Origin of the sequence: Moorella sp. E306M (assembly GCF_006538385.1) — a bacterium.
GTDB lineage: Bacteria > Bacillota > DSM-521 > Neomoorellales > Neomoorellaceae > Neomoorella.
In genome coordinates, this window is the sequence record NZ_BJKO01000001.1 from 223,623 (window position 1) to 241,352 (window position 17,730).

General features: G+C 51.9%; 17 protein-coding genes. 1 reads left to right on the forward strand and 16 read right to left on the reverse strand.

The genetic code is table 11. The features are described from left to right. Positions 1-58: 58 nt before the first annotated feature. From thiS to FLZ89_RS01145, 6 genes are all read right to left on the reverse strand, one after another. The gene (gene thiS / locus FLZ89_RS01120) at positions 59-259 is read right to left on the reverse strand and encodes a sulfur carrier protein ThiS (RefSeq protein WP_141265846.1); all 201 of its coding nucleotides are present in this window, start codon (positions 257-259) and stop codon (positions 59-61) included. 54 nt (positions 260-313) lie between these two features. Continuing rightward, positions 314-1,573: a nickel-dependent lactate racemase gene (larA, locus tag FLZ89_RS01125; RefSeq protein ID WP_141304149.1), complete on the reverse strand. Its 1,260-nt coding sequence runs from the start codon at positions 1,571-1,573 to the stop codon at positions 314-316. Positions 1,574-1,647: 74 nt separating this feature from the next. Further along, the gene (locus tag FLZ89_RS01130) at positions 1,648-2,085 is read right to left on the reverse strand and encodes a tripartite tricarboxylate transporter TctB family protein (protein WP_141304150.1); all 438 of its coding nucleotides are present in this window, start codon (positions 2,083-2,085) and stop codon (positions 1,648-1,650) included. Next, positions 2,075-3,592: a tripartite tricarboxylate transporter permease gene (locus FLZ89_RS01135; RefSeq protein ID WP_141304151.1), complete on the reverse strand. Its 1,518-nt coding sequence runs from the start codon at positions 3,590-3,592 to the stop codon at positions 2,075-2,077. Before FLZ89_RS01135 ends, FLZ89_RS01130 begins: the two co-directional genes overlap by 11 nt. Before the next feature lie 69 nt (positions 3,593-3,661). Beyond that, positions 3,662-4,687, reverse strand: coding sequence for a tripartite tricarboxylate transporter substrate binding protein (locus FLZ89_RS01140; protein ID WP_141304152.1), 1,026 nt, complete (start codon positions 4,685-4,687; stop codon positions 3,662-3,664). A 191-nt stretch (positions 4,688-4,878) separates the two neighbouring features. Continuing rightward, entirely contained in the window at positions 4,879-5,805 is a 927-nt protein-coding gene (locus FLZ89_RS01145) for an ROK family protein (RefSeq protein WP_172613380.1), read from the reverse strand. A gap of 127 nt (positions 5,806-5,932) precedes the next feature. Between FLZ89_RS01145 and FLZ89_RS01150 the strand changes: the two genes are divergently transcribed. Beyond that, positions 5,933-7,264 carry a B12-binding domain-containing radical SAM protein gene (locus tag FLZ89_RS01150; RefSeq protein WP_141304154.1) on the forward strand — a complete coding sequence of 444 codons (1,332 nt, stop codon included), beginning with the start codon at positions 5,933-5,935 and terminating at the stop codon, positions 7,262-7,264. Between the two features lie 29 nt (positions 7,265-7,293). On the opposite strand, the gene FLZ89_RS01155 is transcribed toward FLZ89_RS01150, so the two are convergent. The 10 genes from FLZ89_RS01155 to FLZ89_RS01200 form a co-directional block, all read right to left on the reverse strand. Beyond that, positions 7,294-8,052: a tetratricopeptide repeat protein gene (locus FLZ89_RS01155; protein ID WP_172613381.1), complete on the reverse strand. Its 759-nt coding sequence runs from the start codon at positions 8,050-8,052 to the stop codon at positions 7,294-7,296. 108 nt (positions 8,053-8,160) lie between these two features. Further along, the gene (locus FLZ89_RS01160) at positions 8,161-8,358 is read right to left on the reverse strand and encodes an FmdB family zinc ribbon protein (protein ID WP_172613382.1); all 198 of its coding nucleotides are present in this window, start codon (positions 8,356-8,358) and stop codon (positions 8,161-8,163) included. Positions 8,359-8,678: 320 nt separating this feature from the next. After that, positions 8,679-10,226: a glycosyltransferase family 39 protein gene (locus FLZ89_RS01165; RefSeq protein WP_141304156.1), complete on the reverse strand. Its 1,548-nt coding sequence runs from the start codon at positions 10,224-10,226 to the stop codon at positions 8,679-8,681. Positions 10,227-10,265: 39 nt separating this feature from the next. After that, the gene (galE, locus tag FLZ89_RS01170; RefSeq protein ID WP_141304157.1) at positions 10,266-11,255 is read right to left on the reverse strand and encodes a UDP-glucose 4-epimerase GalE; all 990 of its coding nucleotides are present in this window, start codon (positions 11,253-11,255) and stop codon (positions 10,266-10,268) included. Between the two features lie 101 nt (positions 11,256-11,356). Further along, positions 11,357-11,800, reverse strand: a complete 444-nt coding sequence (locus FLZ89_RS01175) for a PepSY-associated TM helix domain-containing protein (protein ID WP_141304158.1) — start codon at positions 11,798-11,800, stop codon at positions 11,357-11,359. A gap of 32 nt (positions 11,801-11,832) precedes the next feature. After that, a complete protein-coding gene (locus tag FLZ89_RS01180; RefSeq protein WP_141304159.1) occupies positions 11,833-12,219 on the reverse strand; it encodes a GtrA family protein in 387 nt (128 codons plus the stop codon). 3 nt (positions 12,220-12,222) lie between these two features. Beyond that, positions 12,223-13,176: a glycosyltransferase family 2 protein gene (locus tag FLZ89_RS01185; protein WP_141265677.1), complete on the reverse strand. Its 954-nt coding sequence runs from the start codon at positions 13,174-13,176 to the stop codon at positions 12,223-12,225. After that, a complete protein-coding gene (locus FLZ89_RS01190; protein WP_141265676.1) occupies positions 13,173-15,302 on the reverse strand; it encodes an ArnT family glycosyltransferase in 2,130 nt (709 codons plus the stop codon). The genes FLZ89_RS01185 and FLZ89_RS01190 overlap by 4 nt, the downstream gene beginning before the upstream one ends. 277 nt (positions 15,303-15,579) lie before the next feature. Then, positions 15,580-17,037, reverse strand: coding sequence for a sensor histidine kinase (locus FLZ89_RS01195; RefSeq protein ID WP_141265675.1), 1,458 nt, complete (start codon positions 17,035-17,037; stop codon positions 15,580-15,582). Then, positions 17,034-17,717, reverse strand: a complete 684-nt coding sequence (locus tag FLZ89_RS01200; RefSeq protein WP_141265674.1) for a response regulator transcription factor — start codon at positions 17,715-17,717, stop codon at positions 17,034-17,036. The genes FLZ89_RS01195 and FLZ89_RS01200 overlap by 4 nt, the downstream gene beginning before the upstream one ends. Positions 17,718-17,730 lie beyond the last annotated feature (13 nt).

Consider the following 17,730-nt stretch of genomic DNA (forward strand, 5'->3'; position numbering starts at 1 on the left):
CTCCTTTTTCTCATAAGGTACTCCCAGGTTAATTCGCCACGGGACGGCCTTTTCCTCCTTAACCGCCCTCCATTAGATTGATAACTTCCAACCTGTCGCCATCCTGGAGGCGGTAATCCCAATCTTGCCGCGGTAACAGCTTATCGTTGACCGCTACGGTGGCAATTGGAGTCAGCAGGCCTTCCCGGGCCAGCAGGCCGGTGACAGTAGTACCTCTATCAACCTGGAGTTGTTTACCGTTTACCCATACTTCAATCATCAATTTATCTCCAACCCTCCGGTTTTTACCCAATTCTCACTTCCCACCTAGCAATTAAAGCACCGGTATCGTCGAATTGGCCTTGGGCAGTACGGCAGCTACCCTGGCTCCTGGAAGCTCCTGCAGGGCCAGGTCAATGGCCGCCTGAAGATCCGGCGCTTTACGGACCATCATTACCCGGGCCAGCTCGTCGTCAACCCCGCTGCTTACAAGGATTACCCGGGCATGGACCAGGGAGCGGCACCAGAGAAAGGCTTTATGAAACCCCATCTGAAATTCCCGGCTACGGAAGGATTCCATTACTGCTGCCGGCGTGTTACCGGCCCGCATGCCGGCAATAAAGCGATCTTCCCCGGCTCCTTCCCGGCACTCGGCGCAGAGGATAATTATCCCTCCCTCTCTTACTACCGGCGTGGCATGATAGAGGCCCTTCTGGGCCTGATAGAGGTTGATATCCTTGGGAAAGCCGCCTGGGGAAACAATGGCCAGGTCGGCCACTTCGGGGACTGGTACCTCGCTGACCTCACGGGCCACGACCACCCCGGCCCGGTGGGCTTCCAGATAATGGCCGGCTACAGCGCGGACAATTTCTTTATGGTTGTTCAAGACCACGTTAATGATCAGGTCGATACCAACCAGGCCGCCGATTTCATCAATATCCTCCCGGGCCGGGTTGCCCTCCACCCGCCCCAGGGAAGCTTCCGGTTCCACCAGGTGGGCATGGTTGGCGCGGATAGTAGCCTCCCCCCCGCAGCCGATGACCAGGGACTTGGCCCCGGCGCTGTACCCGACGATCTGGTGGGGGTCAATCATACCTATAAGGATGCAACCGTCGGCCTCCAGGTAGTGACGGTTGATCCAGATGGGCGTCCCCCGGGAAGAGGTGCCGGCCTGGCGCAAGATCCCAGGGGCACAGGCGTCGTGGCTGATCACCTTGATCCTGGCCGCTACTTCGGGCCCAACAATGAGGGGAAATTCTTCCGGCGGCGCCGGCCGGTGCAGGCCAGCTCCCACCAGGATGGTAATCTGATCATCGCTGATTCCTATAGCGTTCAGTTTATCCAACAGGACCGGTAAAATGACGGCATTGGGTACCGGCCGGGTCAGATCGCTGACGACAATAACTACTTTTTGGGCGCCGCGTAGCTCTTCTATCCCCCGGTTACCTATAGGATTCTCTAAGGCCCGGCGGATCTCGGCAGTAGCATCGGCTACACCGGCCACCTCCCGGGGAGTTATTTCGTGTACCCTTAAGCCCGCCGGCAACTCGCCTGTTAGGTATCCTTCCCCGCAGGGGACCTGGATTTTTTTCATACTATCTTCGCTCCCTACTCGCTCATTCTGCCCCTATCCGATAGCAACCTTTAAACCCTTTTCAATCTGTCTTTTTATTGAAAAAATACTCCCGCAGGCAGGGGTACAGCCAGGATATAGGAAAAAACGGCGTAAAAACCAAAAGAAATACCTACTCCTGTTATTATCGCCATAATAATAGCGCGGCTCCCATGACGGTTACTATTTAACATCCAGGCTACCAGGCTGATAAAAATAATGCTAGTCAAAAGAAAACCCAGATAGGGTATTATAGCTATATAGAGGATGGCCAGGATAATGATGATAATAACATACCACGGGTCTTTAACTTTTTCTACAGGCTTACCACCGCGCCCGCTGTTAATTAACAACAAGAGACTAAAAAAGATTACCAGCATACTCGCCGTACGGGGAAATACCCCGCCAAGGTGGCTGAGTTCGCGTGCGCCGTACAAAGCCAGGAGACCAATAATCAGAAATATAATACCGGCCAGGCTATCGCTATTCCACATGGGTATTCACCCCTTCTTTTTGCCGGCGTTTACGTTGGAAGAAAGGCCACAGGGCAGATACCAGGGAGAGGATAATTAAAACAATGGAAATAGGTCGCATAAAGAAGAGGCTGACGGTCGAGCCTGCCGCCCTGCCCATAAGTACTGCTTGCACATAACCATTTTCAGCTATGGGGCCCAAAATCATTCCTAAAACAATAGGCCCGGCGTGCAATCCCAGTTTACGAGTAAAATAGCCAACCAGACCAAAGAAAAGCATCAACCAGACATCCAGCATATTGTTGCGAATGGCATAGGAACCGATGACGCTTAAGAAGACAATAAAGGGGGCCAGGTAATTGACCGGTAAATTAATGAGCCTGGCAAAATATCGGGCACCGTAAAGGCCAAGAACCAGCATAAAAATGTTGGAAATAAACAACGAGAAAATGAAGGTATAGGTGATATCGCCAAAGTTAACGTATAACTCTGGACCGGGGCGCATTCCCTGGAGTAAAAGAGCACCCAGCAGTACTGCAGCCGGGGGTCCTCCGGGGATACCAAGGGTAAGCAAAGGAACCAGGGAACCGCCCACTTCGGCGTTATTAGAGGCTTCCGAAGCTGCCACCCCCTCAATAATTCCCGTGCCAAATTTCTCGGGTTGTTTGGAAAACCGGACCGCTTCGTTGTATGATATTAAACCGGCAATATTACCGCCGGCACCGGGGACTATCCCCACAAAAGTTCCAATCAGGGATGAACGTAATAATAAACCCGGTTTCTGGAGTAACTCCTTGATAACCTTTAATGCCACTCCCTTTTGGGTTTTTACTTGAGCCAGCTTGTACCGCTCCAGGCGATTCTCGATCATTAGTAAAACCTCGGGTATACAGAAAAAGCCAATCAAGGCAACAATGATCTCGATTCCCGCCTGTAATTCCGGGAGGCCAAAGGTATAGCGCACATCACCGCCCAGGGGTGCCATGCCGATAGTACCGAGCAAGAGACCCAGGGCACCACCAAGGAGGCCTTTTAATATTGAATCCGAAGCCAGGGTGGCTATGATCGTCAGGCCAAATACCGCCAGCCAGAAATACTCCGGTGGACCGAATTTTAGAGCGACTGCTGCTAGAATAGGCGATAATACCAGGAGAATCACTGTGCCAATAAGCCCGCCGACCCCTGAAGCGAAGGCAGCCGTGACCAGAGCATGCTCGGCCATACCTTTCTTGGCCAGGGGGAAACCATCAAAGGTAGTGGCAATGGCTGAAGGTGTGCCCGGCGTATTTACTAGAATGGCCGAAATGCAACCGCCATAAATTGCCCCTACATAGATACCTCCGAGCATTATCAAGCCATTAACAGCGTTCATGGTAAAAGTAAAGGGTACCAGGACAGCCATGGCCATGGTGGCCGTCAACCCCGGTAAACAACCAATAATGATTCCCGCCGTCACCCCACCCAGGGCCAGTAACAGGCTATGGGGTAAAAAAATATTCTGAAGCGCTGTTAAAAAAAACTCCGCCATATTACTCCTCCCCTAGGTTTCAAGGAAGGCGAGCAAATATTTCATTGCTCGCCTTTAGTGTAGGATTAACTATTTACCGGCTGTGGCCTTCAAGTCATCGACAAGTTTGCTGTATTCATCCGTTTTGGTTTTAATATATTTAACAGCTTCATCGTGACCCATACTTACAGGTACAAACCCCTGTTTGATTTGCTGGTTTTTAACCTCCTCATTGTTGGCAATCGCCAGGAAGGCTTTCTCTAAACGCTTAATTATCTCTGGAGGGGTTTTAGGTGGAACGGCCACGCCACGGTCAATACTTTCAATGATGTTATACCCCAGTTCTTTGAAAGTTGGTACATTAGGCAAAGCTGCAAACCGTTTTTCAGAGGCCATGGCCAGTACCCTGATTTTGTCCTGATGCTGTACCAAATCATTGGAGTTACCCAGCATGGCTTGCACGTGACCGCCGAGAAGGTTTTGGACGGCCGGGGCTGCTCCCGTGGTAGGTACATATGTCATCTTAATCCCTGCCAACTTCTGCAACTGTAAATAGGTAATATGGTGGCCCGTATAGGTACCGGAACCAGTTATGGTGACCTTATTGGGGTTGTCCTTGGCATATTTGATAAAATCATCCAGGGTTTTAAACTGGCTGTCTTTAGGAACCGCCAAGCCAATGGGCGTCGCCTGGAAAACAGCTACAGGTACAATATCCTCGGTTTTATAGCCCGTATTTCCTCTTTCCATAGGTTGGAGGATAATATGGGGAATGTTAAAACCACAAAGGGTATAGCCATCGGGCTTGGCCAGGACCAGTTCTGCCCACCCGGTCGCCCCGCCACCACCGGGTTTGTAGGTAATATTGACTTTTACCCCTAAATCCTTTTCCAGGTATGGCTGCTGGCGTCTTGCTTCAATATCCGACTGGCCACCGGGGTTAAAAGGAATAATATAGGTTATAGGCTGTTCGGGATAATCTGCCGTTGCACTTTTCTGCTCTTTTTCCCCGCTGCCCTTATCAGCACTCTGGGTTTTACCGCACCCGGTAAGGGCCAAAACTGCAATCAATAAAATCGCCGCAAAAACAACCGGATGGCGTCTCTGTAAAAACATAACCTTACTCCTCCCCCTCTTTTTAATAACCCTAATATCTGTAGTCTATGTTAATATTTAATTATCACCTCCTTTGTAAAAGGAACACATTTTTGCCGACAGACATCTGTGGTCCTATCAATTCTATTATATTCTACACTGGCTACCGAATCCCTGCTGTAAAAAATAAAATTTTGCTGTTAAAAAATAAATTATAGGCAGCTAGCCAGGCGAGCGGCGCCAATGATCCCCGCCTCATTGCCCAGCCTGGCCGCCAGGACCGGTAAGGGTTTAATCTGCCAGGCTCCTAAGCTTTCAGCCAGGTATTTACGGATGGGAGCCAAAATCACTTCCCCGGCCTGGGCCGGGCCGCCGCCGATAATAATGGCTTCCGGCCCCACTAATAAAACGGCATTGGCCAGGGCCATACCCAGGTAACTGGCAGCAAAGTCTACAACCCGGGTGGCTAGTTCGTCGCCTGCGGCGGCGGCCGCTAAGATTTCCCTGGCCCCGAGATCAGGGCTGTCCTGCAGCCGGGACGATTGACCGGCAGCCAGGTATTCCCGGAACCGCCCCACCATGGCCGTCGCTGAGGCCAGGGTTTCCAGGCATCCCCGGCCGCCACAATGACATTGAGGTCCGTCGGGTATCATTTTAACGTGCCCCATCTCGGCGCCGTAACTAAAGACGCCGCGCCGGATGTGTCCGTCAATAATCAACCCCGAACCGATGCCGGTGCCGATGGTCACCATGAGCAGGGAATTAAAACCCTTCCCGGCTCCCTGCCACATCTCTCCCAGGGCAGCCACGTGGGCATCATTGTCAATGGCTACCGGTAAATTTAACCGGGCAGCCAGCTCGGCCCGGAGGGGGAAATCGCGCCAGAACAGGTTGGGGGCCAGGCGGACCAGCCCTTTTTCCACATCCACCGAGCCGGGTATACCGATACCTGCCCCCTTTATATCCTGCATTGCCAGCCCCTGCCGGCGTACAAGGTCACCGGCCAGGGTTGCGATGCGTTCCAAAACTGCCCCTGCTCCCTCAGTTGCGCCGGTTGGCACCTGCCCCTTAACCAGGAGCCGTCCCTTTATATCCACCAGCCCGGCTTTGATAGTTGTACCGCCGAGATCAATACCCAAAAGACACAACTTTACCCATCCCTTCCATTAAATGCAGGATTTCGACACTAAAAAGAGAACGATATACATGAATCTTTCCCGTCATGGCCATATTATTGCTAAAAACCTTTGCTGGAGGTAAATTAAGATGAAAATTGCTTTAATCGCCCCGGCCTGGCATGACCCCCTCTGGGAAAGCGAAAAGGAAAAGTCCATTTTCCCGCCCTTAAATTTAATCACCCTGGCGGCCCTGACGCCACCCACGCACGAGGTGACCATCCTGGATGAAAGTTTAACCGATCTCGACTTCGATGCAAAGTACGATCTGGTCGGTATTTCCGCCATGACGGCCCTGGCTCCCCGGGCCTATGAGATTGCCGACGCCTTCAGGGAAAAAGGCGCCAGGGTGGTCCTGGGCGGCATGCACCCTTCGGCCCTGCCAGAAGAAGCCGGCGCCCATGCCGACGCGGTTGTCATCGGCGAAGCCGAAGGCTCCTGGCAGCGGCTCCTCGCCGACCTGGAAGAAGGAAAGCTGCAGCCCATTTACCGGCAGCATGAACGCCCTTCCCTGGAACATATGGTTCACCCGCGGCGGGACCTTTTACTCCGCGACCGCTACCTGGTACCCGATACCGTCCAGACTACCCGCGGCTGCCCCTTTGCCTGCTCTTTCTGCACCGTCAGCCAGTTCTTCGGCAGAAGCTTCCGCTTTCGGCCGGTGGAAGAGGTAATCCGTGAAGTCGCAGGGCTGGAAGGTGAAGTAATCGCCTTTATTGATGATAATATCGTCGGCCATCCCGGCTATGCCCGCCGCCTTTTCACTGAACTGGCCCGGCTGCCTAAGAAAGTAAAATGGTTCAGCCAGGGTTCCCTGAATATCGCCCGGGACGAAGAACTGCTGCAGCTGGCTGCAGCCAGCGGCTGCATCGGGCTCTTTATCGGCTTTGAGTCCCTCTCCCCTGGTAACCTGAAGGCCGTAGGTAAGGCCGTCAACCGGGTAGATGAATACCGGGAGGCCATCAAAAAGATCCACGAACACGGTATCGCCATTGAAGGCGCTTTTGTCTTTGGTCTGGATGAAGACGATGAAAGCGTCTTTGAACGGACCGTCAAATTTGCCCAGGACAACCGCCTGGAGGCGGCCCAGTTTGGCATCCTTACCCCCTTCCCGGGAACACCCTTAAGGGAGGCCTTGGAGCGGGAAGGGCGCATCACCTGCAATGATTGGAGCGAGTATACCATCAGCAAGGTGGTCTTTGAGCCTAAAAACATGAGTGCTAAAACCCTGCAGGAAGGCTTTAACTGGGCCTGGCAGGAATTTTACTCCCTGGGTTCCATCTCCCGCCGCCTGGGACTGGCCAAAAAGCACGCCGCCATTCTCTGGGCCCTGAATTTAAATATTCGCAAGCGTTTTAACCATTTCCTGGAAAAAATCAGCACCGGCAACTTTGCTCTGCCGCGCCCATCCCTGGCGAAATAAAAAAAGCCGGTGATAGACCGGCTTTTATTCTACTTCCCGTTCCCCTGCTCTCCTTCTGCCTGGGGCTGGCTGTTTCCCGCCTGGCTTGCCTGTTGTTTGGCCGCTTCGGCCTGCTTGATCATTTCCTGGACCTGGTCGGCCAGGTCCTTGTCCGGATTATGCTTTAAAATTTCCTGCCACTGGTCAATGGCTCCCTGGAAGTCGCCCTTAATGGAAGCCAGGTACATCCCGTAGGTCATACGGGCATTATTATCCCCCGGGTCGGCTTTAATGGCCGCCTGAAAATTTTCTTCCGCCAGCCCGGTATCGCCGGCGTAGAGGGCCGCGCCAGCCAGGCGCAAATTGATACCCTTCTCCTGGGGATTAAGTTTGAGCACCTGCTGGTAGCTGGCTACGGCTGCCTTGAAACTTTCGTTGGCCTTGGCCTGGTCGCCGTTGGCAAAGAGATAAAGGGTCCCCAGGTTATACTGGTTATCACCGAGTTGCAGCAGGATAGCCACATCGTTGGGTTTGGCCTGCAGCTCTTTTTGCAAGTTGCTGATTTCCGTTTCCAGTTGGCTGATTTGCTCCTGGGCCGCCTTCTGCAGGGCCTCAGCCTGCTGGGCAGCATCCGCTTGGGCCTCCTGGGTGACCATCGGTGTTTTAGGAGCAGCAAATATGGCATAACTACCGATTAACCCGATACTTAAGACAACAACAAATAAAATTCCCAGGACCGGCCGCTTTTTACTTAACCGGCGCAGGGAAGTCATCATGCCCATCTTGTCCACCCCTCTCTGCCCCATCATAACTTAACTACCGGCTGAGTGTCAATTAAAAATATAAGCCCTGGATTACCAGGGCATGCTAACCTTTTCTCTTTACTTAAGGGCCGACGGCCCTTACCCTTAACCCCCTCAGCTGAAGCGGCTGCCGGCCGGCGCCGCGCAGCCGCCGCTATTGCTGCTGCCTCCCAGGATGGTAATCCCGGTAAAGAGCTGCTGCAGCTTCTGGCTGCCGCAGGCGGGGCAGGTGGCTTTATCTCTTTCTTTCCAGGACATCTTAACGGTAAAACGTTCACCACACTCCTGGCAGCGGAAATCATAGGTCGGCACATCGTTCACCCCCACTAGTCCAGGCCTGAAAATAAATATCGCCGGCTAGACAAAGGCCAGCCTTCATCTCGCTTCCTCTTTGGTATTTTACTATTGTTTATTTTCGCTGTCAATATGGTAAAGCAGATGCATTGCCGGGCAAATGGCGCGGGGCGAACATGATGAATAAGTGGGGCTTCTTTTATCACGGTCGTCTTCCTGCTGGCTGCAGAGGCGGCTTCTTCCTCCTGGAAAGGAGCCGGGCGCGACGGCGGCATCGTTCCAGGGCCGCCGAATTGACCCATCCTATCCCTGATATTTTGCTTAATCTTATTTGGCTGTTAATTAACAGCCTTTTCATGTAAAACTTTTACCAGGTAAATAACCAATAAAATATTAAAGAGCGAAGTGGCAATAACAACCGGGCTATAAGGCGCCGAATTTATCCCGTTAATGGTGGCAAAAAGGACAAGATGGGTGTTGACGAAAATGATAGCACTGAAACCCGCGGCTAATAACAAAAGCCTTTTATCCCTTAAATAAATAAATGCTAAAATTGCCAGGGCGGCAGCGGGAAACAAATATCTTTCATGCATCCTGGTGGCAAAAGTGAATACACCTGCTATCTGGAGAAGCACTGCTGCCGGAACGAATGTCTTGTTATTCCCTTTAGTGTAAATATACCATGAAAGTGCTGTGATCAAGACTATAAAAATCATCCCCCAGCTGTGATAGCTAAAGATAAAGAAGGGTGCTGCGTCATTAGCATAGTTTTTCCCAATTAAGGTAAAGAAATTGAAGGCGTTGACAGATGCATAGGGATACTCGCCGATTGTATTTGTAAAAAGCTTGATAATCCACAGCACATCATTTTGCAAGGTAAACGGAAGGATGATAACGACGGCCGTAACCAGTGCGAAAAATACAGCCTCGAGGAAGCTGCTGAGCCTTTTTTCCCTTACCAATTCAAAGAAAAGCACCGGCAGGAAGATAATCCCCTGCGGCTTCATCATTACGGCCGCAGTAAACAGGGCGGAGGCAAAGCCGGGCTTTTTTTCTGTAAGCATGTAAACTGCAGCAACAACAATGAAGGTAAAAAAGGAGTCCACCTGCCCCCAGAAGGTGGAATTTATTATGACAGCCGGGTTGAAGATATAAAACGCGGCCAGCAGGACGCTGCTTTCCAGGGTTAGATATTTCCTGGCCAGCCTGTATATAAGGTATGACGTGGCAATGTCGGCCAAAATTGACGGCAGCTTTAACAGCAAGGTGAAATACGGCTGCACGGCCTCCAGGCCGGCAATTTTGCCAATTAAAAACAAAACGTACATATACAATGGCGGGTAGTCAACTGAGCCGGCATTTGAATAAATTCGCAAGAGGTTACTGGCAGCAGCGGTTGCCCATCTTTTAAAGATATTTATGTCAAAGGGATGGCCTTCCATCAATGTCGAGGCGGCAATCCGCAACAGCAGCCCCGCGCAGAGTAAAGCCAGCATCAATATTTTTTCATTGCCGGGAAGAATTTTTATTTTTTTACGTATGTAAAAATAGTAGGTTGCTATTGAGGCAATAAAAAATATTATTGCATAGGCGGCCAGCTGCGGGGCATACCTGGCACCCCCATTCGTACCCGCATCCACCCTGCTGCCACTATGGGGCGCCAAGCGCAGGCCCGGGCTGGGAGGCGAGGGCTGCTTTCCCGGCAGCTGCGCCGGCGCATCCGCTAAGCGGTTGCTTCCAGCCAGGATGGTATCCCGAGGTCCGATACGGCTCCGGGCCGGGGCGTTATTACCGTTATAATTCCCTATTGCATAAATGCATAAAAATCCTGCTAAAAGCAGTATCAGAACCAGGCTTATTCTGAAGATATCCTTTTTGAAGACCACCTTTTGCCTGCTCCTCTCAAAAACCGTTAAATACTCAATCTATAACCGGTAACCTTTTGGATGGGTGCTATGCCAGTGCCACGCACTAGAGAGAATGGTTTCCAGATCGCTGTATCCGGGCTCCCAGCCCAAAATACCTTTTATAGCCGCACTATCAGCTACCAGGACGGGGGGATCTCCTGCCCTTCGCTCTCCGTATTCCACGGCAATTTTATAGCCGGTAAGTGCTTGTGATTTTGCGATAATCTCCCTCACAGAATATCCCTTCCCCGTGCCTACATTGAATATACCGCTTTGCAAACCGTGTTCCAGCGCCTGCAGCGCCAGGATATGAGCGTTAGCCAGGTCGACAACATGCACATAATCGCGAATGCATGTACCATCCGCTGTCTTATAGTCCGTACCGAAGACAGCTAATTTTTCCCGCAGCCCAAGGGCGGTTTGCAGGACCAACGGGATGAGGTGAGTCTCGGGCCGGTGGTCTTCGCCCAAACTGCCGTCAAGCGAGGCCCCCGCCGCGTTAAAATAGCGGAGGGCCACCCAGTTGATGCTATGCACCTTACCCATCCATTCCAGGTATTTTTCAATCATACGTTTGGAATCGCCATAGGGATTAATCGGCGCAAGCATGGTTTCTTCCCTGATGGGAATATCCGGCGGTATCCCATAGACGGCGGCCGTAGAGGAAAAGACAATGTGTTTTACCCCGGCTTTCACAGCCGCCTCGAAGAACATAAAAGACTTGACCGTGTTCTCGTAAAAATATAGCTCCGGTTTGGCCAGCGATTCGCCTACCAGGCTTTTCGCGGCAAAATGAATGACGGATTTAATCCCGTGTTCCTTAATAATGTGTTCCACCAGCGCGGTGTCTGCAATATCACCTTCGTAAAAATGCCGGGCATGGACCGCATCCAGGTGGCCGGTCGACAAATTGTCCAGCACGACCACCAGGGCCCCATCTTTAATTAACTCCTGTACCGTGTGACTCCCGATATAACCTGCGCCCCCGGTTACCAGCACCGGCTTCATATAAAATGCCCCCTCACATTTTCCTGTTTATCTGGAGGCCGCCATGGCGGCCTTACAGATACTCAGGCTGCACCACTCCATTTGCTCCTTTCTTCTACCAGCTACTTATTGCTGCGTATTAAAATTTTAATGGAAAGGTAGATCCCGGTAACTGTGAGGACGATCATGCTAATAGCTGCCAGCTCTATAGCCCAGCGGATATTTAAACTGCCAAGCCTGCCGGCATGTAACCCGCGAATAAGTCCCACCAGACCGCTCCTGGCATCCTCTGCCCCGGCGGCACCAGTTTCGTGGAAAGCTGGCCGTCCTCCCTGCACCTCTGCACCAAGGTTATCCGTAACCGCAGGTCTGGAGCTTGTTGTCGCTGCCGGTACAGGGTTTTCCGGGTTAGTAGAACGGGCACTTCTTTCTATTGCAGGTGCCCTTTCCGGCTCGCCCAGCAGTGACGGGTGGATTAATAACAGTCCCGTGACAGCCTCGAGAAGAATTAAGACAGAAGTAAGCAGCCCGATCCATAGATGCAGGTTACGCATTTTTTTGAACATCCTACTACCTCCGCAAATTATATTTATGTAGTTCAACTAAAAACCCATAAGCGGCTGCCGGTAAAATTCAGTACCAGACCCACGCCCGTGGCAACGAACTTGCTGGCGAGCGTCGACCATGCCATGTAGTAGTGAAACAGCACCAGCAACCCGTAAGTTAAGGTTAATGTGACAACATTTAACGCTAGAAACCTGGCGAACTGGCCGGCAGGCTGCCCACGTCGTTTGAAGGTCCACGCCCGGTTCATGAAAAAACTGTTCAATAAGCCGCAGGTATATGATATGCCCTGCGCCAGGATCATCGGTACGCTCCAGGCGGTAAGGAAAATAAATACCGCCAAATCAACGCTAGTGTTTACTGCTCCTACCAGGCAAAATTTAAAAAACTGGAGAGGACGATCGGTAAAATTTGACAACATTCTTCATTCACCATTCTTTTCCTTTATCCCGCAGTATTCCTCCACAATATACAGCGGGCGGTCCCTTGCTTCATCATAAATCCGCCCGATATATTCCCCGTTAATCCCCAGCATCAGGAGGATAAAACCGGTCAACAATAGCTGCATGGCCAGGACTATATGCCAGCCGGCAAGGGGCGTTCCGGTAAAAACCTCGAAAAGCGGCAGGATCAGCATGTAGATTAAGCCTGCAAAGGTAAGCAGGGCTCCGGCATAGCTTGCTATTTTTATAGGCTTGGATGAAAAGGAGGTGATACCGTCCAGGGACAGCTTGAGCATCTTTTTAAGCGGGTACTTGCTCTCCCCGGCCCACCTTTTATCCCTTACATACTCAACGGCTGTTTGCTTGAAGCCGACCCAGCTCACCAGCCCGCGTACATAACGGTTTTTTTCCGGCAGCCGTTTTAACTGGTCGCATACTTTCCGGTCGATCAAGCGGAAGTCGCCGGTATCCACGGGGATATCAATATCCGTGCAGGCGCGTAGGAGGCGGTAAAATAAATGGGCCGTTGCCTTCTTGAAAAAAGTTTCTCCTTTCCTTTGCGTTCGCCGGGCGTAAACGACGTCATACCCTTCCTTCCATTTCGCGATCATATCCAGGATCAGTTCCGGCGGGTCCTGCAAGTCAGCGTCAATTACTACAACAGCCTCCCCGGATGCATGGTCCATCCCGGCGCTAATCGCGATTTGATGGCCAAAATTCCGGGAAAAGGTTATGAGTTTCACTGAAGAATCCTGTGTTCTAAAACCTTTGATTATCTCAGCGGAGCGGTCGCAGCTGCCGTCATTTACAAAAATCAGTTCATAAGGTTCGCTGGCCCGCTCCATCACCTGCTTCAAGCGCCGGTAGGTCTGCTCGAGGACAGCTTCCTCGTTATAGACCGGGATAACTATTGAATACCGGACATCGGTGTTCATACTTTTCCTCCCTCCTCCACATCGATTTCATATAAGGTCAGGGAGCCGTCCCTGCCCATGCCACCTGGAAAGCCGTCCGAGCTGCCTTCCTGCCATTCCTCCTCCGACACCGCGTTACTGTTGGCGCGGATCCACTCTATAACTTCGCTGCCGGCACCACCTCTGCCCCCGAAACCGGAACGCGAAGGGATTAGGAAATATTTTACTTCCCCGCCGGCCACCATCTGTTTCAACTTCTCCACCGTGAGGATGGGGTCGGAACCGCTGAATCCGCCCATAGCCATGACGGCTTTCCCGGTGGCAATGATATAGGGTGCGGCCGTATTGGCATCGGTGGTGGCAAAAAGGTATTTCTCCCCCGTATTATTTCTGATCACATATTCAAGCAGTTTATAATTAACACCGGAGTTCGGCCCGCCTCTCCCGCCCTGTCCAGGGCCAGGTACCCGCTGACTGGGGCCGGCCTGGGGCAGCATGCTGTTACCGCCATACAGAAGGGGAGTGGCGGCCCAGTAGAGCGGTGCCGCCAGCAAGACCAGCATCCCGGCCATTGCAGCGATAGAAATCAGTTTCTCTTTCTTAACGGCCAGCAACAATACCAGGACCAAACCCGTCCCAGCCGCCCCAATGCCGGCAGGCCAACCCGTACCGATATGCTCCTGGTAGGGCTGTAGTATATACAGCTCAAAAGCTGTTGTTGCCAGAAGGCCTGCCGGCAGCAGCCACATTTTCCAGCCTTCTTTGTCCCGGTATAACTGCCAGAGCTCCACCCATCCCGCTCCTACAAGGGCTGCAATCGGGGGGGCGAGCATGATCAGGTAATAGTGATGGAAGAAGCGCGCCACGCTAAAAAATGCCATCCCCGGTAGCAACCAGGCCAGCCAGAACAACGTCTCATTTTCTTTGGTGGTAAGCGGCTTTCTTCGGCGAATGCCTGCCAGCAAACCGGCGCAGGCAACCGCTACAAAGGGCAGCAACCAGCTGATTTGCCCCGAGAGTTCACTTTGAAACAGCCGCAACGGGCCCGGCTGGCCGGTGCCGAAGGCACCGCCCCCATCCCGGCCCGGGGGAGCACCGCCGGCAAAACCGGGCACCGGGCCCGGTCTCCCACCGGCACCCGGGCCGGCGCCTTCCGGTAAAATCCTGCCCTGCATCCTGTAACCGTCACCCGGCACCTGCTGCCAGCCGGGCATGTTGCTGCCATCCGTTTGCCCGGTCTGCTGAACAGGCGCATTGTTTCCATCCGGCGGCATTTGCTGCTGGTCCGGCCTGTTTCCTTGATCCTGCTGTTTTTGTTGCTGGCCCGGCGCTGCACCGGGACCCGGCCCTCCCCGGTTCATCCCTGTAAGGCGGGATATGCCATTATAACCGAAGGCCAGCTCCAATACAGAGTTCGTCTGACTGCCGCCGACATAGGGCCGGTTTTCCCCGGGGGTCATATCTACGGCTACTGCCCAGGATATAGATACTGCTACCATGATCACTGTAGCCGCCGCAACGACGGCCAGTTTCTTTTTCCATTCGCTCTTGAAAGCAAGCAGGTAAAACACGTAAAAAGCCGGTACGACCATGTAAGCTTGCAGCATCTTTATATTAAAGCCGACACCGATCATGGCAAAGGCTCCCAGCACCCAGGCCGACTTCTGATTGCGAATTCCCCGGAACAACATCCAGGTAGCTGTCAGGAGTGCAAATACCAGCAAGCTGTCGATATTGTTCGTCCGGCTCACCGCAACCGCAATAGGCGTACAGGCCATAACCAGGCTAGCGAGCCGGGCAGCTGTTCTCCCGAAAGTCGGCCTGACCAGGTAATACATCAGCAGGACGGAGCCGACACCGGCCAGGGCCTGGGGGAGAATCACGCTCCACCCGTGCACCCCGAAGATATACGCGAATATCGTCTGGATCCAGAACGCCACCGGCGGTTTATCCACCGTAACGTACCCGGCCGGATCAAAAGAAGCGTAGAAGAAATTATGGAAGCTCTGCAGCATACTGGTGACCGCTGCTGTGTAATAGGCGTTGGCGTACTGGTCTTTCCAGATGTTGAAGATATTCAAGAAAGCGGATAATAAGGCGATGCATATCAAGATCATATCGAAACGCGAACCTTGTTTCGATCTCATTGTCATGTTTCCCCTTTCATTCCTCATGTTTCATTGTCATTATGAACATCCACCGGTAATTCCGGGCCTTTTCACTTTATTACAATAATACCCCCTTAAGCTTAATTGTCCCTTAATGGCAACTGAATTTTGATTGAGTAATGGCTGAATATATACTGAAAAACTCGCACCGACTAGTTGGGCCTGCAGCAAAAACGGCATTCACCCACAGCTAAGCTGTGTATGAATGCCGTCGTAGAGCTCGGACCGGCACGATTTTTAAGAATGAATGCCCAGGTTAGCGGGGAAGCCATACGTAAAAGGTGCACCCCTCCCCCTCGCGGCTACTAACGCCTATCGTCCCTCCATGAGCCTCGATAATAGATTTGGCTATCGATAGGCCCAAACCGGCCCCGCCATGCCTGCGCGTCCGCGAAGAATCGACACGGTAAAAGCGATCAAAGACGTGGGGGAGATGGGTATCACTGATCCCTTGCCCGTTATCCTGCACGGACAACTGCACACCGCCATTTTGGCTGCATAGTGAAATCTTGATATGACCCTTTTCCGGGTCCGTATGCTGCACCGCATTATGAAACAGGTTCAAAATCACCTGTTTCATTTTATCCGTATCAAATTTACATTTCATGTTTGGCTCGAGGCATAAGTCCAGCTTCCTGTTGCCGGCCAGAATACGCAGCTGGGGCTCCATATCCCGGACCACGGTATCCAGTAAGCCTTCCTTAAGCTCCATATGAGGCGTGCGGTCCAGTTTGGCCAGGAGAAGAAGATCATGGACCAGTTTGTTAAGGCGGGCCGATTCGCTGTGCATGCTTTTTAAAGCTTTCTGCAGCTGGTCCGGTTGATTGGCCGCACCGCGAAGCAATACCTCTAAAAACCCGTGAATCGAGGTTAGCGGCGTGCGCAGCTCATGAGAGGCATCCGCTATGAAACGGCGCATCTGTTCCTGGGTTTCTTTTTCAGCTTTAAAGGAAGCTTCCAGCCGCTCCAGCATCCCGTTAAAGGATTCTGCCAGGCGATCGATTTCCATCTGCCCCTGCCGGGTGGGAAAACGCCTGGCCAAATTCCCGGCATCGATTTGTTCCGCGGTATCCACCATGTTGATTAACGGAACCAGCGTCCTGTTGAGCACCGGCAGAAAAGCGAGCAAACCGAAGAACATGGCAATAAGAGAAAGGAGCAAAAAGATAAGCAGCTGCCGAAACAGTAGTTCCTTTAGGGGTACGGTTGAAGTACTGACCTGAACAACGCCCAGCATTTCCCCCGGAGCCGAAGGGACAGGTTGTAATACCAGTAATTGTTCGTCCTCCCCGGCGCCGTCAATAACTTTATATTGCAGCCCCGGTCCTTTCTTTAAAACATCTAAATACTCTACCATTTCCAGCCGCGGGGGATCTGATCCGTCAGGTCCACTCGATAAAACGGTAAAATTACCCCTGGCATCAATAAACGCTAGTTTTGTCTCAGGAATAAAAATACGCGGCGGACGCATATTGCCATTTCCCAGGCGGCCCGGGCCGGCTTGCTCCCAGGCAAAGCGAGGAATTGACATGATCTGGCTCTGGAGGCTGGCAGCTTTATTCCTATAAATAAACTCCCGCATGAAAACATATTGAAACAGGCCAATAAGCACCAGCAAAACGGCAAGGATCAGCAGTGACCGGGATAGCAGTTGAACCCGGAGCGAATTGGGAGCAAAAAACAAGCTCAAGGAAATGCTTTTCTTGCGGTTCATGATAAATCAACCCGGTAGCCCGATCCGCGTATGGTTCGTATTAATTGATGATCTTTGTCGTTTAATTTATCCCGCAATGAACGTATGTACACCTCAACTATATTTTCCTCTCCCCCGAAGTCATAACCCCAAACTTTATCCAAAATCATCCTTTTACTTAAAACCAACCCGTGATTGAGAACTAATAATTTGAGGAGTTCATATTCCGTTGGCGAGAGCTCCAAAACCCGGTCTTTGAACTTGATTTCTTTACGGCGGTCATCAATATGAAACGGCCCGATCACCACTTCCCCAAATAAGTTGGGAAATTGATTGCGGACCCTGGCATATATCCTGGCGAGCAACTCCTCAAAACTAAAAGGTTTTACCATGTAATCATCGGCCCCGAGCATGAGCCCCTTCACCCGATCATCTACTTCATCCCTGGCCGTCAGCATAATCACCGCCACATTCTCCATTTTTTTGAGCATCCGGCACACCTCAAAACCGTCCATTCCTGGCATCATGACATCAAGGATAACGACATGGGGCTGGAATTGTTTGAGCAGGGTAATGGCTGTAACGCCGTCCTGGGCGGTCTGTACTTCAAATCCTTCATTTTGCAGACCGAGTTCCAAAAATTGTAGTATATTTGGTTCATCATCCACTACTAATATTTTGATCCCCTTTAATTGTTGCATTCCTGATATACCA